General features: G+C 63.1%; 13 protein-coding genes. 9 read left to right on the top strand and 4 right to left on the bottom strand.

All coding sequences use genetic code 11. The features are described from left to right. Nucleotides 1-102: 102 nt before the first annotated feature. The 7 genes from KIH75_RS01735 (at nt 103) to KIH75_RS01705 (ending at nt 8,412) form a co-directional block, all read left to right on the top strand. Complete coding sequence (locus tag KIH75_RS01735) at nt 103-915, top strand: potassium channel family protein (RefSeq protein WP_219055093.1); 813 nt, start codon at nt 103-105, stop codon at nt 913-915. Nucleotides 916-919: 4 nt separating this feature from the next. Next, complete coding sequence (locus KIH75_RS01730) at nt 920-1,384, top strand: D-aminoacyl-tRNA deacylase (RefSeq protein ID WP_219055092.1); 465 nt, start codon at nt 920-922, stop codon at nt 1,382-1,384. A 329-nt stretch (nt 1,385-1,713) separates the two neighbouring features. Then, entirely contained in the window at nt 1,714-3,294 is a 1,581-nt protein-coding gene (locus KIH75_RS01725; RefSeq protein WP_219055091.1) for a sugar ABC transporter ATP-binding protein, read from the top strand. Nucleotides 3,295-3,303: 9 nt separating this feature from the next. After that, complete coding sequence (locus KIH75_RS01720; RefSeq protein WP_219055090.1) at nt 3,304-4,299, top strand: ABC transporter permease; 996 nt, start codon at nt 3,304-3,306, stop codon at nt 4,297-4,299. A 144-nt stretch (nt 4,300-4,443) separates the two neighbouring features. Continuing rightward, nucleotides 4,444-5,418 (top strand): substrate-binding domain-containing protein, encoded by a 975-nt coding sequence (locus KIH75_RS01715; RefSeq protein ID WP_219055089.1) that lies wholly within the window; start codon nt 4,444-4,446, stop codon nt 5,416-5,418. A 178-nt stretch (nt 5,419-5,596) separates the two neighbouring features. Further along, on the top strand, nt 5,597-5,992 hold the full coding sequence (gene rbsD, locus KIH75_RS01710) for a D-ribose pyranase (protein WP_219055088.1): 396 nt from the start codon (nt 5,597-5,599) through the stop codon (nt 5,990-5,992). Between the two features lie 287 nt (nt 5,993-6,279). Further along, nucleotides 6,280-8,412 (top strand): UvrD-helicase domain-containing protein, encoded by a 2,133-nt coding sequence (locus tag KIH75_RS01705; protein WP_219055087.1) that lies wholly within the window; start codon nt 6,280-6,282, stop codon nt 8,410-8,412. Nucleotides 8,413-8,555: 143 nt separating this feature from the next. On the opposite strand, the gene KIH75_RS01700 is transcribed toward KIH75_RS01705, so the two are convergent. The 3 genes from KIH75_RS01700 to KIH75_RS01690 all read right to left on the bottom strand — a co-directional run bounded on the left by KIH75_RS01700 (nt 8,556) and on the right by KIH75_RS01690 (nt 12,644). Then, nucleotides 8,556-9,314: a creatininase gene (locus KIH75_RS01700; protein WP_219055086.1), complete on the bottom strand. Its 759-nt coding sequence runs from the start codon at nt 9,312-9,314 to the stop codon at nt 8,556-8,558. Nucleotides 9,315-9,505: 191 nt separating this feature from the next. Beyond that, nucleotides 9,506-10,828: an MFS transporter gene (locus tag KIH75_RS01695; protein ID WP_219055143.1), complete on the bottom strand. Its 1,323-nt coding sequence runs from the start codon at nt 10,826-10,828 to the stop codon at nt 9,506-9,508. Nucleotides 10,829-11,123: 295 nt separating this feature from the next. Next, complete coding sequence (locus KIH75_RS01690) at nt 11,124-12,644, bottom strand: PucR family transcriptional regulator (RefSeq protein ID WP_219055085.1); 1,521 nt, start codon at nt 12,642-12,644, stop codon at nt 11,124-11,126. A 181-nt stretch (nt 12,645-12,825) separates the two neighbouring features. On the opposite strand from KIH75_RS01690, the gene KIH75_RS01685 reads away from it, so the two are divergent. Together KIH75_RS01685 and KIH75_RS10270 are read left to right on the top strand one after the other, a co-directional pair. Next, entirely contained in the window at nt 12,826-14,151 is a 1,326-nt protein-coding gene (locus KIH75_RS01685; protein WP_219055084.1) for an amidohydrolase family protein, read from the top strand. A 389-nt stretch (nt 14,152-14,540) separates the two neighbouring features. Continuing rightward, the gene (locus KIH75_RS10270) at nt 14,541-16,919 is read left to right on the top strand and encodes a sigma factor-like helix-turn-helix DNA-binding protein (RefSeq protein ID WP_219055083.1); all 2,379 of its coding nucleotides are present in this window, start codon (nt 14,541-14,543) and stop codon (nt 16,917-16,919) included. A 225-nt stretch (nt 16,920-17,144) separates the two neighbouring features. Here the strand turns inward: KIH75_RS10270 and KIH75_RS01675 are convergent, their stop codons facing one another. After that, nucleotides 17,145-18,038, bottom strand: a complete 894-nt coding sequence (locus KIH75_RS01675; protein WP_219055082.1) for a zinc ribbon domain-containing protein — start codon at nt 18,036-18,038, stop codon at nt 17,145-17,147. Nucleotides 18,039-18,087 lie beyond the last annotated feature (49 nt).

Below are 18,087 nucleotides of genomic sequence, written 5' to 3'. Positions count from 1 at the left end.
CATTATATGATCGCGGCACGGGGCACGTCGGGCGCGCCTTCCCGGCCCGACGCCCCGCCGCGTTACCGTATGCTGAAGATACGTGAGACTGAGAGGCGGAACATGACATTGAGCAAATGGCAGAGAATCACCGAATGGCCGATGACGGCACTGGCGCTGGTCTTCCTGTTCGCCTATTCGTGGGAGGTGCTCGCAAGAACGCATATCGCCCTGTGTGAGAACGCCATCAACATCATCTGGGTGGTCTTCATCATCGACTACGTGGCTTCGATCTCGCTCGCCCGCAACAAGAAGGCCTGGTTCAAGAACAACCTGATCACGTTGCTGTCGATCGTGTTGCCGATCTTCAGGCCGCTGCGCCTGCTGCGGCTGGTGGCCGTGCTCAACGTGCTGAACCGCACCAGCGGCATGGCGGTGCGCGGGCGCATCACCATGTACGTCTGCAGCAGCGCGGTGCTGCTCATCTACATCGGCTCCCTGGCGATCCTCGATGTGGAACGCGCCGCGCCGGGGGCGAAGATCACCGATTTCGGCAAGGCGCTGTGGTGGACGTTCGTCACCGTCACCACGGTCGGCTACGGCGACCTCTCCCCCGTGACCTGGCAGGGCAAGTGCATCGCGGTGGGCCTGATGGTCACCGGCATCGCGCTGATCGGCATCGTCACGGCCACGCTGGCCTCGTGGATCGTCGACCGCGTGGACAGCGAGACCGACAAGCGCGCCCAAGAGAGCAGCAGCGAGATCCAGCAGCTGCGCAGCAGCGTCGCCGAACTGAACGCCACCGTCGCTGCGCTGCATGACGAACTGCGCGAGCACCGGGCGGATATGGCCGCGATCGGCATCACCCCCGCCACCGGCGCCGGCGCCGCGGATTCGCCAGTGGCGACCGCGACCGCAACCGCCGAGGAGCGCTGACGGCATGCGCGTCATCCTGCAGCGCGTCCGTGAGGCGAGCGTCACCGCACTCAACGCCCTGGACGGCATCGACCCCACCTTCGACCCGCAGTTCATCGGGCCGGGGCTCGTGCTGACCGTCGAGATCGAGCCGAGCGATAGCGAATCCCGGATCTCGCGCATGGCGCACCGGATTCTCACCCTGCGCTGCTTCGAGGCAGCCGACGGACGGGCCATGTCCGTCCAGGAGATCGGCGGCGAGATACTGTCCATTCCGCAACCGCTGACCCGCCTCGAACGCACCGCCACCGGCAGGCCGCGACTGGTGAGCGGTGACCCGGATGACGAACGTGCGAACATCATGTGGATCAGACTGAACGAGGCGTTGCGCTCCGGAGGCGTGCCGGTGCGCGAAGGGCGTTTCGGCGCACGCATGCAGGTCGGCATGGTCGCGGACGGGCCGATGAATCTCACGCTCACCGCGGACTGAACGTCCCCTCTTCGGCCGGCGTGGCGGGCTGCGCGGGAAGCGGCCTTCAACGGCGAAGGCCCGCATATCACGGCCCGCACACCCTTCACCCCCTAATTCGACATAGTTGAGCAAAGCGTCTAAATACGTTAGAGTTGTGATAACGTTTCGGCTCCGGCCACCGCACCGCGCGGCGCACCCGAGCGAAGCGGGCGGCCGCCGAATCGGCGCCGATCGGCACGCATCGAAGCGAAACCCGAACCCCGCCGAAACGCCAGGAAGACAAACGCAACACATACGACGCATGGGGCGACGTCGCCCACGCATGCGGCAAGGGGTCGGTGAGGAACATGACGAGATTATCCCTGATCAAGGTATCCAAAACCTTCGGCGGCACGAAAGCCGTGGATCGCGTATCGCTCGCCGTGGAACCCGGCAACGTGCACGTACTGCTCGGCGAGAACGGCGCGGGCAAATCCACCCTCATCAAAATGATGAGCGGCATCCACCAACCGGACGAAGGCCGCATCGAAATCGACGACCGGACCGTCCGCATCCCCGACACGGCAACCGCACGCAGACTCGGCATCGCAGTCATCCACCAGGAACTCAACCTCGTTCCGCAACTGTCCGTCATGGAAAACCTGTTCCTGGGAGCATTGCCGACCAAAGCAGGCATCATCGACCGCGCGACCATGGAACGCAGAGCACAACAGGCCATCAAGCCCATTGGTCTGGACGTCGACGTGCACACGCCCATCGGCGAACTGGGCGTAGCGCAACAACAGATGACGGAAATCGCGAAAGCGCTCATGCAGGAGGCATCGATCCTCATCCTCGACGAGCCGACCGCCGCGTTGAGCCGCAAGGAATGCGACCAACTGTTCGCCATCATGGACGATCTCAAAACGCAAGGCGTCGGCATGGTCTACATCTCCCACCATCTCGACGAAGTCGCCCGCATCGGCGACAAAGTCACGGTGCTCCGCGACGGCAGGCGCGTCGGCACCGTCCCCGCCACCACCAGCGAGCAGGAACTCGTCAAACTCATGGTCGGCAGGAACATCACGAACAAATTCCCCCGCATCGCACGCAAGCCCGGCGGCATCCTGCTCGAAACATCCGGATTGAGCCGCAAAGGCGCCATTCACGGCATCACCCTGCAGGTCCGCGCCGGCGAAGTGGTGGGATTGGCCGGACTGGTCGGCGCGGGACGCACCGAAACGCTGCGCGCGATCTTCGGCGCCGACACCTACGACTCCGGCACCGTCCGCGTGCACGGCAAAACGCTGCCGAAACAATCCATCGCCACATCAATCGCAGCCGGACTTGGCCTCGTGCCGGAAAACCGCCGCGCCCAAGGGCTCATCCCCGAAGCCAGCGTGGCGGACAACCTCGGCCTCGCCACCATGATCCCCACGGCACGGCACGGATTCATCGACCGGCGCGGCCAACGCGCACGCGAAACCGCCACCGCCCGGAAACTCCGCATCCGCATGGCGGGCATCACCCAATCGGTCGGCTCGCTCTCCGGAGGCAACCAGCAGAAAATCGTATTCGGCAAATGGTCCATGGCCGACGTGGACATACTGCTGCTCGACGAACCGACGCGCGGCGTCGACGTCGGCGCACGCGTGGAAATCTACGACCTGATCAACAGCATCACCGCCAACGGCGGCTGCGTGCTCATGGCATCCTCCGACCTGCCCGAAGTGCTCGGCATGTCCGACAGGGTGCTGGTCATGAGCGAAGGGCGCATCACCGGCGGGCTGCCCGCCGCGGAAGCGACGCAGGAGAAGGTCATGGCGCTCGCGGTCTCGCACATGGGAGCCGCGGAACAGGGCAACGGCGGGCAGCGTAAGCCCAAGGCACGGCAGAAGCGGCAGAAGCGGCCAGCGCAGCAAACACGACAGTCCCGACAGGCACGGTAAGGAGACGACATGGCATCCACGAATCGCGCGACGAACGGCCTGCGCCGGTATGACGAGCCGACGACGCTCGGGCGCGTCGCGGCGTTCGCGTCCCGCAACGGCGCGCTCCTCGGGTTGATCGCGCTGTGCATCGCGCTCTCATTCGCGGCCCCGGCATTCCTGAGCGCCACGAACCTGATGAACGTGGGCATCCAAGCCACCACCGTGGCCATTCTCGCCTTCGGGCAGACCTTCGCGATCGTCGCGGCCGGCATCGACCTTTCGGTCGGCGCGACCGCCGCCGTCACCAGCATGATCACCGCCCATGCGGGCGCGAACATGGGTCTTCCCCCACTGCTCACGGTATTGGTCGGCGTGCTCGCCGGGGCGGCGTTCGGCGCATGCTCCGGCCTGATGAACGCGTTCCTGAAACTGCCGTCCTTCATCACCACGCTGGCGATGATGTCGGTGGCACGCGGCCTGACACTGGTCATCTCCACCGGCAGGCCCATCCCCACCTCCGGCACGGTCAACTTCTTCGGCGGCACCGTGCTCGGCGTGCCCGTGCCGATCATCATGATGATCGTCATGGGAGGCGTGGCATCGGCGATCCTGAACCTCACCACCATCGGGCGGTCCATGTATGCGGTCGGCGGCAACATGGAAGCCTCCCGGCTGTCGGGCATTCCCGTACACAAAACCCAAATCATGGTGTTCATGCTGTCCGGCATCTTCGCCGCCGTCGCCGGACTAGTCATCGCGGGCAGGCTCCATTCGGCGCAACCGCAGGCCGCGGACGGTTACGAGATGGATGCGATCGCCTCGGTGGTGATCGGCGGCGCGTCGCTTTCCGGTGGCAAGGGGCGCGTCTCCGGCACGTTCGTCGGCGCGATCCTGCTAGCCGTGATCCGCAACGGACTGAACATCATGAACGTCTCCTCGTTCTGGCAGAAGGTCGTGATCGGACTGGTCATCGCCTTCGCGGTAAGCTGCGACACCCTGCGACGCAAGGTCGACGTCCATTGACGGGCGCCGCCGAGCACGTTCCTTTCCCCCATCACCCCACCACATGCAGTCCCATCACATGATTCCACGAAACTTCACCACACCCCACGCACACCACGGCAACACCAGCAACACCAGCAACACAGGCAACAGAAAGGAAGCATCATGCATCATCGTTTCGGCACACCCCTACGCATCGCAGCCGCCATAGTCTGCGCCGCGGCCCTGATCATCGGCACCGGCGCATGCGGGGCGCGGAAACCGGCCGCAACCAAGGCCGAGCAGCCCAAAGTGGCGATGCTGATATCGACGCTGAACAACCCGTTCTTCGTCGACCTGCGCGACGGGGCCAAGGCGGAGGCCGCGAAACTCGGGGTCGAACTGCTCATCTCCGACGCGCAGAACGATTCCGCCACGCAGCAGAACCAGGCGCAGAACGCCCAATCGCAGGGCGCCAAAGCGGTCATCATCAACCCGGTCGATTCGGATGCCGCCGCACCCACCGTCGCCCCGCTGCTCGACGCGAAACTGCCCGTCATCTCCGTCGACCGCGCCGTCACCGGCCGTGACGTGACCGCACATATCGCCTCGGACAACATCGCCGGTGGAGCCCAGGCCGCCGACGCGCTGGCCGAAGCCATCGACCGGAAGGGCGAGATCCTGATCCTGCAGGGCATCCCCGGCGCGGCTTCGACCCGCGATCGCGGCGACGGTTTCAAACAGCGGCTGAAGAACCATCCGGACATTCGGGTGGTTGCCGAACAAACCGCCAACTTCGACCGTTCGCAGGCGCTGGACGTCACCAGCAATCTGATGCAGGCCCACCCAAATGTCGTCGGCATCTACGCCGAGAACGACGAAATGGCGCTGGGCGCGATCCAGGCACTCGGTTCCAAGGCCGGCAAGACGGTGAAGATCTTCGGCTTCGACGGCACCGCCGACGGCCTCAAAGCCGTGAACGAAGGCACGTTGACCGGCACGATCGCGCAACGCCCCAAGGAACTCGGCAGGCGTGCGGTACGCGCCGCCGCCGAAGCCATCAAAGGCAGGAATCCCGAACGTGCGCAGTCCATCGACGTGCTGACCGTGACCAAGGAAAACGTCAGTGAACTGGGCAAAACCGGAACCGGCGGCAAGTGAGCCGGTCCGCACGAGCGACTGACAATCAACGGCCAACGACAAACAAACGACCAAGAACAACAGACAACGGACAATCGACGAATCACCGCGAGCCACCGGCTCGAGCCCGGACTCGGATTCGGCCAGCCGGACCGGCATCGCGCTGATCGTCCCACAGAATTTGCGGCAAGGAGGGCCCATGCTCAGCCATGGCATACTCAACGCGCAGCTCGCTTCGGCAGTCGCGCGTCTACGGCACAAGGACCTGTTCGCGATCTCCGATTGCGGACTCCCCGTGCCGCCCGGCGTCGAGGTCATCGACTTGGCGCTGGTGTTCGGCGTCCCCCGCTTCGAGGAGGCGCTGCGGGCCCTGCGGCCGCATGTGGTATTGGAGGAAGGCGTGATGGCCCGGGAGGCGCAAGGCACGCAAGCCGAACGCTGGGTCACCGGCATCCTCGACGTACCACTCTCCTATATCCCGCACAACAATCAGAAAGGATTCAAAGCATATGTCAAAGAGGCTAGGTTTGTCCTACGCACGGGCGAGACCACCCCGTACGCCAATGTGATTCTCCGCTGCGGCGTCCCGTTCTAGCCCATTCCCGCCGACGCGGGAGGAGCGGGCGCCGCGGCGCCACTTCCAAATCGGGCAATGCGAGCCGAGGGTTCCGTAAGGCCATGCGCCTGGCGGACCCTCGGTTTCGTTATGTGGGAGCGTGGGTTGCATGCCGGGTGTCTAGAAGTCTGGGCATCTGAAGGCAACTCGCCCGGCTTGATTTGCTTAGGCAAGGTTCGCCGATGCACGGCCCGCGGAGAGCACGCCGGAAGTGTAGAAGTATAATTGCCTCCGCACAGGAAACGGAGGGATCGCGAATGGGACTCATGGGACTCTTGCAACTGGTGAGACGGGCGCTGCTCGGCGAAGACGCCGACCCGGAACCGGCCGCTCCCGCATCCCCCTCCTCCCCCAATCCCTCCACCGGAAACAGACCCCGGCAGGCCAGCCAGTCAAGCAGCCGGCCCAACACCCGATCCGCGGCCCGCCCCGCACCCCGGTCCGGCCGGTCGAACACCCAGCCCGGCGCAACCGCGGCGTCCGCCCGAGCGAACCGCCCCCAGGCCACCCGGCGCACGCAGCGGCAATCCTTCTCCCCGCAATCCCCGCAATCCCCGCAATCCCTGAAGCGCGCCAACGCCTACCCGCTCTCCCCCGAACTCGCCGCCCTTCACCGCGGCAGGAACCCGCGCAGCTCCGCACGGCTCACCCCGCAGCCCATGGCGGATACCGCAACCATCGCCAACGTCCGTGCCACGATCGGCCCCATCGAAAAGAACGACCTGAGCGACGAACAGATCAGCGCCATCGCCGGCGCCGACCGCAACACCCTGGTGTTGGCCGGTGCGGGAACCGGCAAAACCACCACCATCGTGGGCTATATCAGCTGGCTGCTGAAAACCGGCAAGGCTAAGCCGGACGAGATCCTCGTGCTGTCGTATACGAAGAAATCCGCGGATGAGATGTCCGGGCGCATTAGCGCGCAGACCGGCGCTTCCATCCGCGCCTGCACCTTCCATAGTCTCGGCCTCGAAATCTGCCGGAACTCCACCGTCGAACGGCGGCCGATCGTCGACGATGCCTCTTCGAACAAGGCGATCGCCGCGGCGTTCAACCAGCTGTTCCACGGCAGCATCCCCTACCGTCTGCTCGCGTTGAAGCTCATGCCGGAACAGGTCAGGAAGAAGTACGAGCAGCCCGCCGAATCCGAGGATTTCCAAACGCAGGGCAAGGATTACGACCTCAACCAGTACACGCGGCATTTCGTCGAAGTGGCAGGAACCGCCATCCAGCACATGCGGTCGAACAACATCACCATCGACGACATGCGCGCGCTCAACGCCAATTACGGCGGCGAACACGCGGGCCGCAACCATGAGATGATCAACCTGATCGAACCGTTGTACGCCGCCTATATGAGCAACCTGCAGGACAGGCACGGCATTGACTTCCCCGGCATGATCGTCGACGCGATCGACTGCGTGCGCAACGGCGCCTACCGCCACAACTACCGTTATGTGCTCATCGACGAATACCAGGACATGTCGCGACCGAGGTATCGGCTGATCCGCGCGCTGCGTGAACAGAAGGATTTCTCGCTGTTCTGCGTGGGCGACGACTGGCAGTCGATCTACCGGTTCTCCGGCAGCGACATCAGCCTTATTCTCGACTTCGACGAATTGTGGAATCAGTGGGGCGAAACCCGCATGTTCCAGATCACCACCACCAGAAGGTTCCGCACCAGCCTGATCGAGGCCAGCGGCGAATTCGTGATGGCCGACCCGAACCTGTACGTCAAGCATCTGCACAGCACCGACGAGCGGAAGGACCATTCGCTCAAGGCGTTGGGCGGGCAGACCGTGGAGGAACGCTTCGACGTGATCGTCGAGCAGCTGCGCAAACTGCCGAAGAAGGCGACCGTGATGCTGCTCGGGCGTTACCGGAGCGATGTCGACCTCATTCTCCGTTACGACCGGGAGGGCCTGTTCACCCGCAGCGGCGACTCCAAGTTCACATTCCGGGACAACCCGGGTTTGGACATCGAATTCCTGACCGCGCACAAGTCCAAGGGTTTGCAGCGCGACTTCGTGTTCGTGCTGTGCTGTTCCGGCGGGTTGAAGGGCTTCCCCAGCGCCATCGGCGAGGAGCCGCTGCTCGGGCTGCTGCTGCCCGAAGCGGAGGAATACCCGAATGCGGAGGAACGCCGCCTGTTCTACGTGGCCATGACCAGATGCCGCAAGAAGGTGTTCTTCGTGGTCGATCAGGCCCGGCCTTCGCGGTTCATGTATGAGCTGCGCGACTGCATCTGCCCGAATATTTTCCGTGGAGTTTCGCTGCCGCCGCAATGCCCTGCCTGCGGCAATGCGCTGCAGAAGCACCGCCCGCGTAATAATCCGGACCGCATGTTCTACGGGTGCTCGGCGTACCCCGCCTGCACCTACACGCGCAATATCAGCTGATTCCGCGGGGCCGACCTGGCGGTCGGCCCCGCCCCTCGCACCCGACCACAAACCGACCCACAACCAACGTGAGGGGCGTCCGGTTCACCGGACACCCCTCACGAATCGCAGGCCATAGGTTACGCGTCAGCCGCGTATCACGCTCACGCGCCGAATTCCTCCGCGCAGATCTTCGCCACCTCATCCACGCAGGAGTCGGCGATCAGCTCGCCTCGCTCGGCGCTGGAGCCGGCCGGCGTCGCCAACCCGCCATAGTCGGGCACATCCCCGTGGCGCACCGGGTACCTCACATAGGCCTTGGGGGTGACGTTCCCCTCATCCACCACACGGTCCATGTGCACCAGTTCCGGCTCGTAATGCAGCATCAGCGAGGTTTCGGTCACCGCCGCATGTTCCAGCGCCCAACCGGGGAACACCAGTCCGTCGAACACCTTGGCCACCACGTCCTCCGGCAGCGGGTCCCACCAGTTCGTTTCCACGATGGTGGCCGCGCCGTTCGTCTCGCGGGACACCAGGTCGATGGCTTCCACGATGAACGCCTCGTTTTCGAAGTGCGCGTTCATCACCACGATTTTGGTGAACCCGTCGGCCACCAGTTCGCGAAGCACATCATGCATCTGGTTGATGATGGTGACGCCGTTCATGTCGATGGTTCCGGGGAACAGCGGGCCGCCGCCGGAGAGCGGCTTCGACTTGTAGCCGTAGCTGATGGTCGGGGCCACGATGCCGTCGATGCGTTCGGCGAGGTCTTCGGAAACATGCGATGCGATCATGGCGTCGACGCCCAGCGGCAGATGCTGGCTGTGCTGTTCGGTCGAGCCGATCGGCACGATCACCGGCTTGCTCTTGGAGGCTTCGATTTCAGGCCAGGTCATGTGGTCCATACGGCGGCTGTTGCTCATCGTTTCCTTCTTTCATGCTCATGCGCGTGCGGCGCTTGGCTGGTTTTGCTTCGAGCGCAGGGGTCGAATGCGGTTTCGTTCCTTGCGCTCGAAGCTCGGTTTGTGTTTTCGGGGTTTGCGTTTTCAGAGTTTGTGTTTTCGGGGTTGTGGTTGGTTGCTTGTAAATCGTTGCTTATGGTTCGCCGCGCCGGTCAGATCGAGGAGAGATCCTTGTCGGCGTTCTCGTGGGAGAGGATCATGGCGACCAGGGCCACCGCCGCGACCGCGACCATATACCAGGCCGGCGCGATGCTGGAGCCGGTGGCGTAGATCAGCCAGGTGGCGATGAACGGCGCGGTGCCGCCGAAGATGGCGTTCGCCAGATTGAAGCTGAACGCGAATCCGGTGAAGCGCACCGAGGTCGGGAAGGTTTCGGTCAGGTAGCTGGAGAGGGTGCCGTCGTTGGCGGTGAGCGTGGCGCACATGGCCAGTTCGACGATCAGCACCGGCCAGAACTGTGCGGTGTTGAGGATCAGGAACGCCGGGACGGTCAGGGCGATGAATGCGACGCAGGCGCCGATCAGCACTTTCTTGCGGCCGAACGTGTCGGAGATGTGACCCATGCCGAATACGAGCGCCACATACAGGACCAGGCAGATGGTGGTGATGGTGGAGGACTGCGCGGCGGGCATGCCGACGGTGTCGCTCAGGTAGGTGGGCAGGTAGGTCAGCACGGTATAGAAGCCGACGGCGTTGAGCACGCAGGCACCGAAGCTGATCATGAGGGCCTTGAAGTGGTTGCGGAAGAGTTCACGCAGCGGGGAGACGGAGACGTTGCCGGTGTTCGCGGCGGACGAAGCGGAAGCGGAGGAAGCGGCGGCGGTCTGCTTGCTGTCGAGCGCCTGGGTCATGGAGGCGTAGACCGGGGAGTCGGCAAGCTTGGTGCGGATGTAGTGCACGACCAGGCCGAGAGGCCCTGCCATCAGGAACGGGATACGCCAACCCCATGCGGTGAGCGCGCCGGATGACAGGGAGGATGTCATGACCGTGGCCAGCGTGGATCCGGCGAGCAGGCCGATGGCGGTGGAAGCGGGGATCAGCGAGCAGTAGATGCCGCGCTTGTCTGCCGGCGCGTATTCACCGAGGAAGGTCGCGGCACCGGCGTATTCGCCGGAGGCGGAGAAGCCTTGGACCATGCGCAGCAGGAGCAGCAGCGCGGGGGCGGCGATGCCGATCATCGCGTAGGAGGGCAGGCATCCGATGAGGAATGAGGCGCCGCTCATGAACATGATGGAGATCGCGAGCGCTCCCTTGCGGCCCTTCGTGTCGCCGAAGCTGCCCCAGAAGAGCGCGCCGATCGGGCGCAGCACGAAGGAGAGCGCGAAAACGCCGAAGGTCTGCAGCATGGCGACGGTGTGGTTGCCGCTGGGGAAGAACACCAGGGCGATGACCGTGGCGAAATAGGAGTAGGAGGCGTAGTCGAACCATTCGATGAAGTTGCCGAGGAAGGAGGAGAACGCGACCTTCTTGACCATGTTCTGCTGTTCGCTTTCCACGGTTGCGGGGGCGGACGCGGAAGCGGAGGTTGTTCTGACTGTTGCTATCGCTGCGCTGGCACTCATGATTAACACCGACCTTTCTGTACGTTCGTTTTCACGGCGCCGCGTTCATGCCTAAGGTTTCATTCCTTCATCGGTGCCGTTGTGCTTCCGACTATCGGCCGCCGGATTTGCGCCGAAGTGAACTGCCGGTTAAACCCGGATCGGTGTTTTTGGACAGAATGACCATGCGCCGTTTTCGCGCCGCATCCGCAGGGCCGTTCTCCCCCGCTCATCGTGTTTCCTGCCATGTTCTGGCCATTTTCGCGCCGAACAGCAGCAGTGCCCAGCTGGTTCTGTCCGATGGGCTGATGCCCAGCATCTGCGTCACTTTGTCCAGTCTGTTGTAGAGCGTCTGGCGTTGTACGCCGAGTTGTTCGCATGCGCCGGTCTTGTTGTCGAGGTTGTCGAAGCAGGCGCACAGCGTGTCCAGCAGGACCGGCATCTGCAGCAGTTCGAAGCCGACGGTCTGTGTGACGAGCATGTGGATCGCGTCTTCGGTGCGTTCCACGGACAGCAGTCGTTCGATCAGTGATTCGTCGACGCTCGCCACCGTTCCGTATGGGACGTTCCCGCGTTTGCGCATGCCGTCCATGGCGGCGCGCAATGCGCCGAACCCGTCGACCAGGGTGATGGTGTCCTGCGCGGCTTTGCCGTACACCGCGTATATGGATGGGTCGCCGTCGACCAACCGCAGCGCTTCCATGCTTTCCTTCACGAAGTCGACGATGTCACCGCCGCCGTCGGACGCGACCATGCATCCCATCAGCGTGCCGCCTTCGAGCAGACAGAGCACGCCATGCCCTTCCTTCGCTTCGAACGCGTCGATCATCGCCGAAACCGCGCCGATGCCGCCGACCACCGATCGCAGGTCGATCATGAACGGCAGGTAGACGCTGGCTCCGGCGCAGTGCAACGCTTCCAGCATGTCGTGGTCTTCGCGCGCTTCCATCGAGGTGACGTGGATGCCGTCGCGCGGGCCTTGCGTCAGGTGGGCGATCATGCCGATGCGCGCGCCGCCGTCCATATATAGGGCGGCGACCGGCGAGACGATCTGTTCGATGCGGCGGCGCATGGTTTCGTCGAAGGTGATGGTGCTTTGCGTGATTTCGAGCGATCCGACTGGCCTTTTTCTTCCGGATAGGGCGAGTACCGCGGTCGACCCGTCCGCGTCGCCGCCGATGAGGTCCTTGCCGGCGCGGGCGACGGGCAGGCCTTCCGCGTCGAAGATCGCCACGCTTTCGTTGAACAGGCAGGATAGGGCGACGGTGAGTTCGTCGATATTGTTGACGAATGTCAGTTCGTCGCGCAGCATGGTGGACATCGTGTCCACCTCCATCTGCATTTTCATCTGCCGTCGCACGATTGCCGTGTTCACGCTTTGGCAGATGTCGACGAACGGGATTCGCCCATGCAATCCGATGACGGTCAGTCCCTCCTGTTCCGCGACCGTGCGGAAATCCTCGGGCAGTTCCGTGATGCCTTCGACCAGTTCGATCACCAGTGCGGCGATGCCGGCGTTCACTAGGCTTTGCACGTATTCCCCGTAGGAATCACGCCTGCCGTCGGCCAATAGCGTCTGGCCTTCGATGATGAGCAGTTCGCCGCCGTACAGGAAGGATGCCGCATCCTCGCGCTCGTTGGCGAACACCCACCGCACCGGCCTGTCGAGCCCACCACCGGAGACCTCCACTTTGGGCAGCGCCTGTTGCAATGTTCCGTCATGAAGCACATCCGTCACTGTGATAGCCATACAAAACGTCCAATCTCAGGTAATACACACGTCATATTGGGAAACGCGTCCGCAAATCAACATGCCGAGAATAACCGTCAACGATTACGAACACCGCCCATTCACGTAACCGAACGGCTACGGATCGGCGGAACGCGGGCGTTGCGGCGTCTTGCGCGAACAACAAGTCGAAGGAGTCATCATGAGCACCCAGCTGTTCACCAATGCACATATCGCGACCGGCATGCCGGGCAGCACGGCCGCCCAAACCGCGCCGTTGCAGGATATTCTCGTGGAGGATGGCCGATTCGTCGATTTCGGCGAGGGGCTTGCCGCGAAGCTCGCCGCCCAGGGCAAGGACATGTCCACCGTGGAAACCGTGGATTTGGGCGGCAAGCTCGTTTGCCCGCCGTTCTGCGACACGCATCTGCATCTCGACTACGTGTTCACCGCGCGTAAGCCCGGTGCGGTGAACGAATCGGGCACCCTGTTCGAGGGTATTCAGCGGTGGAGCGAAACGAAGTCCGATCTGACGGTCGATGAGATCAAGGAACGTGCGAAGATCGGCATTGCCAAGGAGATGCGCCACGGTGTGCAGTTCATCCGTTCCCACGCCGACGTGACCGATCCGAATCTCACGTCGCTCAAGGCGCTGCTCGAACTCAAGGAGGAGTTGAAGGATACGGTCACGTTGCAGATCGTTTCCTTCCCGCAGGAGGGCATGTATTCCTATGAGGGGCCGCACGGCGAGTCCGGCGCGGATCTGGTCGAGGAGGGGCTCAGGATGGGCGCCGACTGCGTGGGCGGCATCCCCCATTACGAGCAGTGCCGCGAATTCGGCGAGCGTTCGATGCACACCGTGGTGGAGCTCGCCTCCAAGTACGGCAAGCTCATCGACGTGCACTGCGATGAGACGGACGATCCCAATTCGCGCTATCTGGAGCTGCTGTCCGCACTGGCGTATCGCGCCGGCATCGGCCCCATGACCACCGCCAGCCACACTTGTTCCCTTGGTTCCGCGGACAATGCGTACTTCTTCCATCTGACCAAGCTGCTCAAGGCCGCACGTATCAACTTCGCGTGCGCGCCGACCGAGAACCTGTACTTGCAGGGCCGTCAGGACACGTTCCCGAAGCGCCGCGGCATCACGCGCGTCAAGGAGTTGACCGAGGCTGGCGTGAACGTGTCGCTCGGCCAGGATTCCATGCAGGACCCGTGGTACCCGCTGGGCAACGGCAATATGATGCTCATCCTCGATTATGTGTTGCATCTTGCGCAGATGATGAGCTTCGAGGAGATCGACGACGCGCTGAAGTTCCTGACGGTGAACGGTGCCACGACGCTGGGTATGCGCGATTCCTACGGTTTGGAGGCCGGCAAGCCCGCGAACTTCATCGTGTTGGACGCCTCCTGCGTGTTCGATGCGGTGTATGAGCGTTGCGGGGTGCTGCGTTCCGTGCGCGGCGGGCGCACGTTGTTCACCCGCGAGGAGCGGATCAATACCGATTTGGAGCTGCTGGCCAAGTAGCGGCGGGCGCTCGGTTCCCCTTCGCACACGGCTGACGGCCTCCAGGCGTAGACATATGGCGATGGCATCACCATTCGGCTACGCTTGGAGGCCGTCAGCGTAGTGGTGTGCGGGAGCCGTCTCCGTTTGGCTACGCTCACAGCCGCCCAGCTGTAGCCAGACGGGGACGGCACCGCCAACTCATTACGCTCACAGCCGCCCAGCGTAGACAAACGGCGGAATCATCGCCACACGGCCACGCCGAGAGATCGTGCGTATGCGCGAACGGGCATGAATGACCATCGGCGGCCCCGGCAGCACCCCGTATTCGTCCGACTATCAGAACCGGGAATGCAAACGTTCGCCATAGGCGGTAGCGTATGATTCACGAGGACAAATAAGGGGCAACCGTGAATACATCCGCAATGCGCCACGCCGGTGACTATTCCGACACCACACCGTTCAGTCGTAGCCATGATCACGACGGCACCGGCGAACCGCGTGCGCCGAGGCACGCCACCACCCGTCATTCGCGTCGGGACCGTTCGGGTGAACCATGCGAGGATCTGATTCTGATTGCGCAGTGGATGGTCAAGCATGGTTTGGGAGACGAGCATCCGCTTCATGTCAAGGATTCCATCGAAGGATTCGGCAAGGGCGCCGGAACCGATTCGGACGATATCGACGCGGCCGTGAACCGTCTTGACGCGCTGACGTTCCGTGATGTGCTCGGCTATATGAGCGAGACGATCGGAGCGATGATACCGGATGCCAATGGGTCCGCAACGTCCGTTGACCACGCGTCGTTCAGCCATGCCGCCACGACCGCCGGAACCAACCGCAACGGTTCGAATGTTTTAGACGATCACACTGGATCTGCCGAGTACGGAACACCGTCCGGAAGCAGCGGAACGATATCGTTTGCATCACATGGCCCGACCACGCCGCACAGCGCGGCGGAACCGGGCGCCGCAAGCGGACCTGCCATGCCCGCACCCTTCGAAGCCACGTCCAAAACGACTCCCCCGGCCGAGGAGTTCCCCGTCACGCTCCAGATTCCGCGCATCGCAAGCACGCCGAAATTCCGCCCGGTCAAGCCGACGGATCTGCCCAAGTCCCCGACCGCACCGGCGCTGTTCCCGCCCTCAATGCTCCCGACATCGCTCTCCCCCGCCATGCCGCTGTCATCGTTCCCCGTCACGCTCCCCGCGCTGGACCCCATCGCGGTAAGCGTCGAACCGGAAACCCAGCCGAAATCCGAATCCACCGAATCCACCGAGCCCGAGCCGGACGAACTCACACCCATCGAATCCGCGCCGCCATCGCTGCAGGAATCCCTGGACATGCTCCTGTTCTCCCTCGATGAGCGCGAGCATGCGATCGTCATCCAGCGCATCATGAGCGACCACCCGAGCACGCTCGACGAACTCGGCAAGGAATTCGGCATCACCCGCGAGCGCGTGCGCCAGGTCGAGAAGACCCTGCGCGATACGCTTTCGTCGCTGTTGGACGGCGAATTCCACATGTCCGAACGGCTCGGCGCCATGTTCGAGGCCGAGGGGCCGATCCTGCGCTACAGCACTGCGGTCAGGCTTGTTCCCGAACTGGATATCACGCTCGAACCCGAAGGGCTTCCCGTACTGCCGCTGATCGCCGCCGTCTGCTCCCCCGAGTTCAGCGTTTCGGATGGCTGGCTGGCCTCGCCGTCCATCGACGATGCGGTCAAACTGGTGAAAACCGATCTGCCACAGGCCGCGGATAAGTATGGCGTGGTCGATCTCACGCCCAGCGCAAGCCATGCGAGCAGCGAGCAGCGTGAACGGGAGAACCGGAATTTCGCCGATTGGCTTTCCTATTCCGGCATCATCATGTATAAGGATCACGCCATCATCGGCCGCGCCCAGAACGATCGGGCGGTGGCGGTGCTGTCCATTGAGGGGCATCCGCTCACCACGGATGAGATCGCGGAGCGTATCGGCGCCGGCAATGCGCGGTCCATGCGCAACAGGCTGGCCGACGACGAGCGCATCATGCGCGTGGACGTGAGCAGTTGGGGTTTGCGCGACTGGAATCTGGAAGAGTATTCGGGGATTCGCCAGGAGATCCGCGAACGCATCGAGCGCAATGGTGGTTCGGTGAAATTGGATGACCTGATGGATGAGCTGTGCTCGCAGTTTTCGATTTCAAGCAAGAGCGTGATGACGTATGCCGCGTCGCTACCGTTCGCTTCGTCGAACGGCGTGGTCACGCTTGCCGGAGCGGAACGGTTCGACGTGCCGGATGCGGACCCGTATGGCACGCCGCGTCTGTTCCGCATCGACGGCGGTTGGGCGTTGCGCACAACGGTGAACGCCGAACATGCGCGAGGCAGCGGCAGCATACTTCCTCTCGCCGTGGCCCATATTCTCGGCATGAGGTTCGGCGACAGTGCCGAATTGGCTTCGCCGCTCGGCACGCAAAGCGTGTATTGGACCGGGACGAATGTGAACCTTGGCACGATTCGCCGGTTCATCCAGGCCGGTGTGATTGGCGTTGGCGATGAGGCGTTCCTGAAGTTCATGGATGATGGTTCGTTCGCACTGGAACCGGCTCGATCGTTGAACGGTGATGCGTTGCATGACGCGCTCGCGCTGGCGTGCTGCCCTGAGACCTCGGACGACAGGCGTGCGTTCGACGCTCTTCGCGAGACGCTCGGCAATCGGGATTGTTCGTCGTTCGCGACGCTTACCGAACTGTTTGCGCAGCGGGGCGATGGGGATATCGCCGATCTGCTGCGCAGACTGCCGTGATGCGGGAAGTCTGAAGCGGAAAGTCTGAAGCGCAAGGCCAAAAACGACGGACCAAAACGCAACAGCAAAACGGCGGACGGCCCGGAATCGCACACCCACGGTATGCAGGTTCCGGACCGTCCGCCGTTTATCGTCCGGCGCTCACCGACCGGGCGCCCACTGCCGAACGTTCGCCGATCGGGGAACGTTCAGGAGCCCGACCAGGGCCACCGGCAGGCGGATCCGTCAGCTCTTGTATGCCTTCGGAATCTTGATGGCGTAGGACTCGCCGTCCACGGTGATGTCGTAGCTGACGCTTTCCTTGTCGCTGCCGGTCATGCGCCAACTGCCGGACTTGCGGGTCGAATCGTTGTTGTCCTCATCGTCCGGATCGTAGTTGCTCACGGAAATCTGCAGGCCACCGTTCTTCTGCACTTCCATGCTTGTGTAAGCGCTACCCCCTTCGGAGAAGGCATAACTGATGACCCACATGCCGACGAATCCTTTCTTCGGTACGCTCAGCGACGCTTCGACCAGCTTCCCGCTTCTGGATGCGCTTACGTCATCCTGCGAGATGTTCGTAATCCGGTAGGCAACGGAATCGTTCTGCCCGGTACCGGAGGTGCTCTGCTGCTGCGCCTTCTCGATCTTGCCCGCGAACGTCATCTTTTCGTTGGCGATCATGGTGATATTGCCTTCCTTGTCGATGGCCATCTGGCTGCTCACCTTCTTCTGCCGCTTGCCATTGTCGTAGGCCCAAGTCTGCCACATACCGACCGGGCCGTTGTTCGCGGATCCCGCGGTGATGCCGCACACGGCCAGAAGCGCGACCACCACGACCGCGGCGACTGCGGCGATCAGCGTGCGGCGCTTCTTATCCATCGCCTTCCACGTATGAGCGAACTTGTTCGCACCAGCCTTGGTCGCGGTTGCCACTGATGCAGCTGCGGCAGATGCGGCGGATGCCGCCGACTCGGCCGGCGCCACCGACGTGGGCTTCGCAGCCGGCGCGGGCTGTGCGCTCGAAGTTCCGGTCGCGGCCTCGTTCGCCGCTCCCGCCAGCTTCGCGTTCGGCGCACCACAGCTTCCACAGAACCGCGCCTTATTGTCCATCTGATTACCACACTGAGGGCAGAACATGATCAATTCCTTCTTTCCTAAAAAGTTCCCTATAAATCCCTATACAAAC

Origin of the sequence: Bifidobacterium pongonis (assembly GCF_019331805.1) — a bacterium.
GTDB lineage: Bacteria > Actinomycetota > Actinomycetes > Actinomycetales > Bifidobacteriaceae > Bifidobacterium > Bifidobacterium pongonis.
This window is presented reverse-complemented; position numbering and strand designations above follow the sequence as displayed.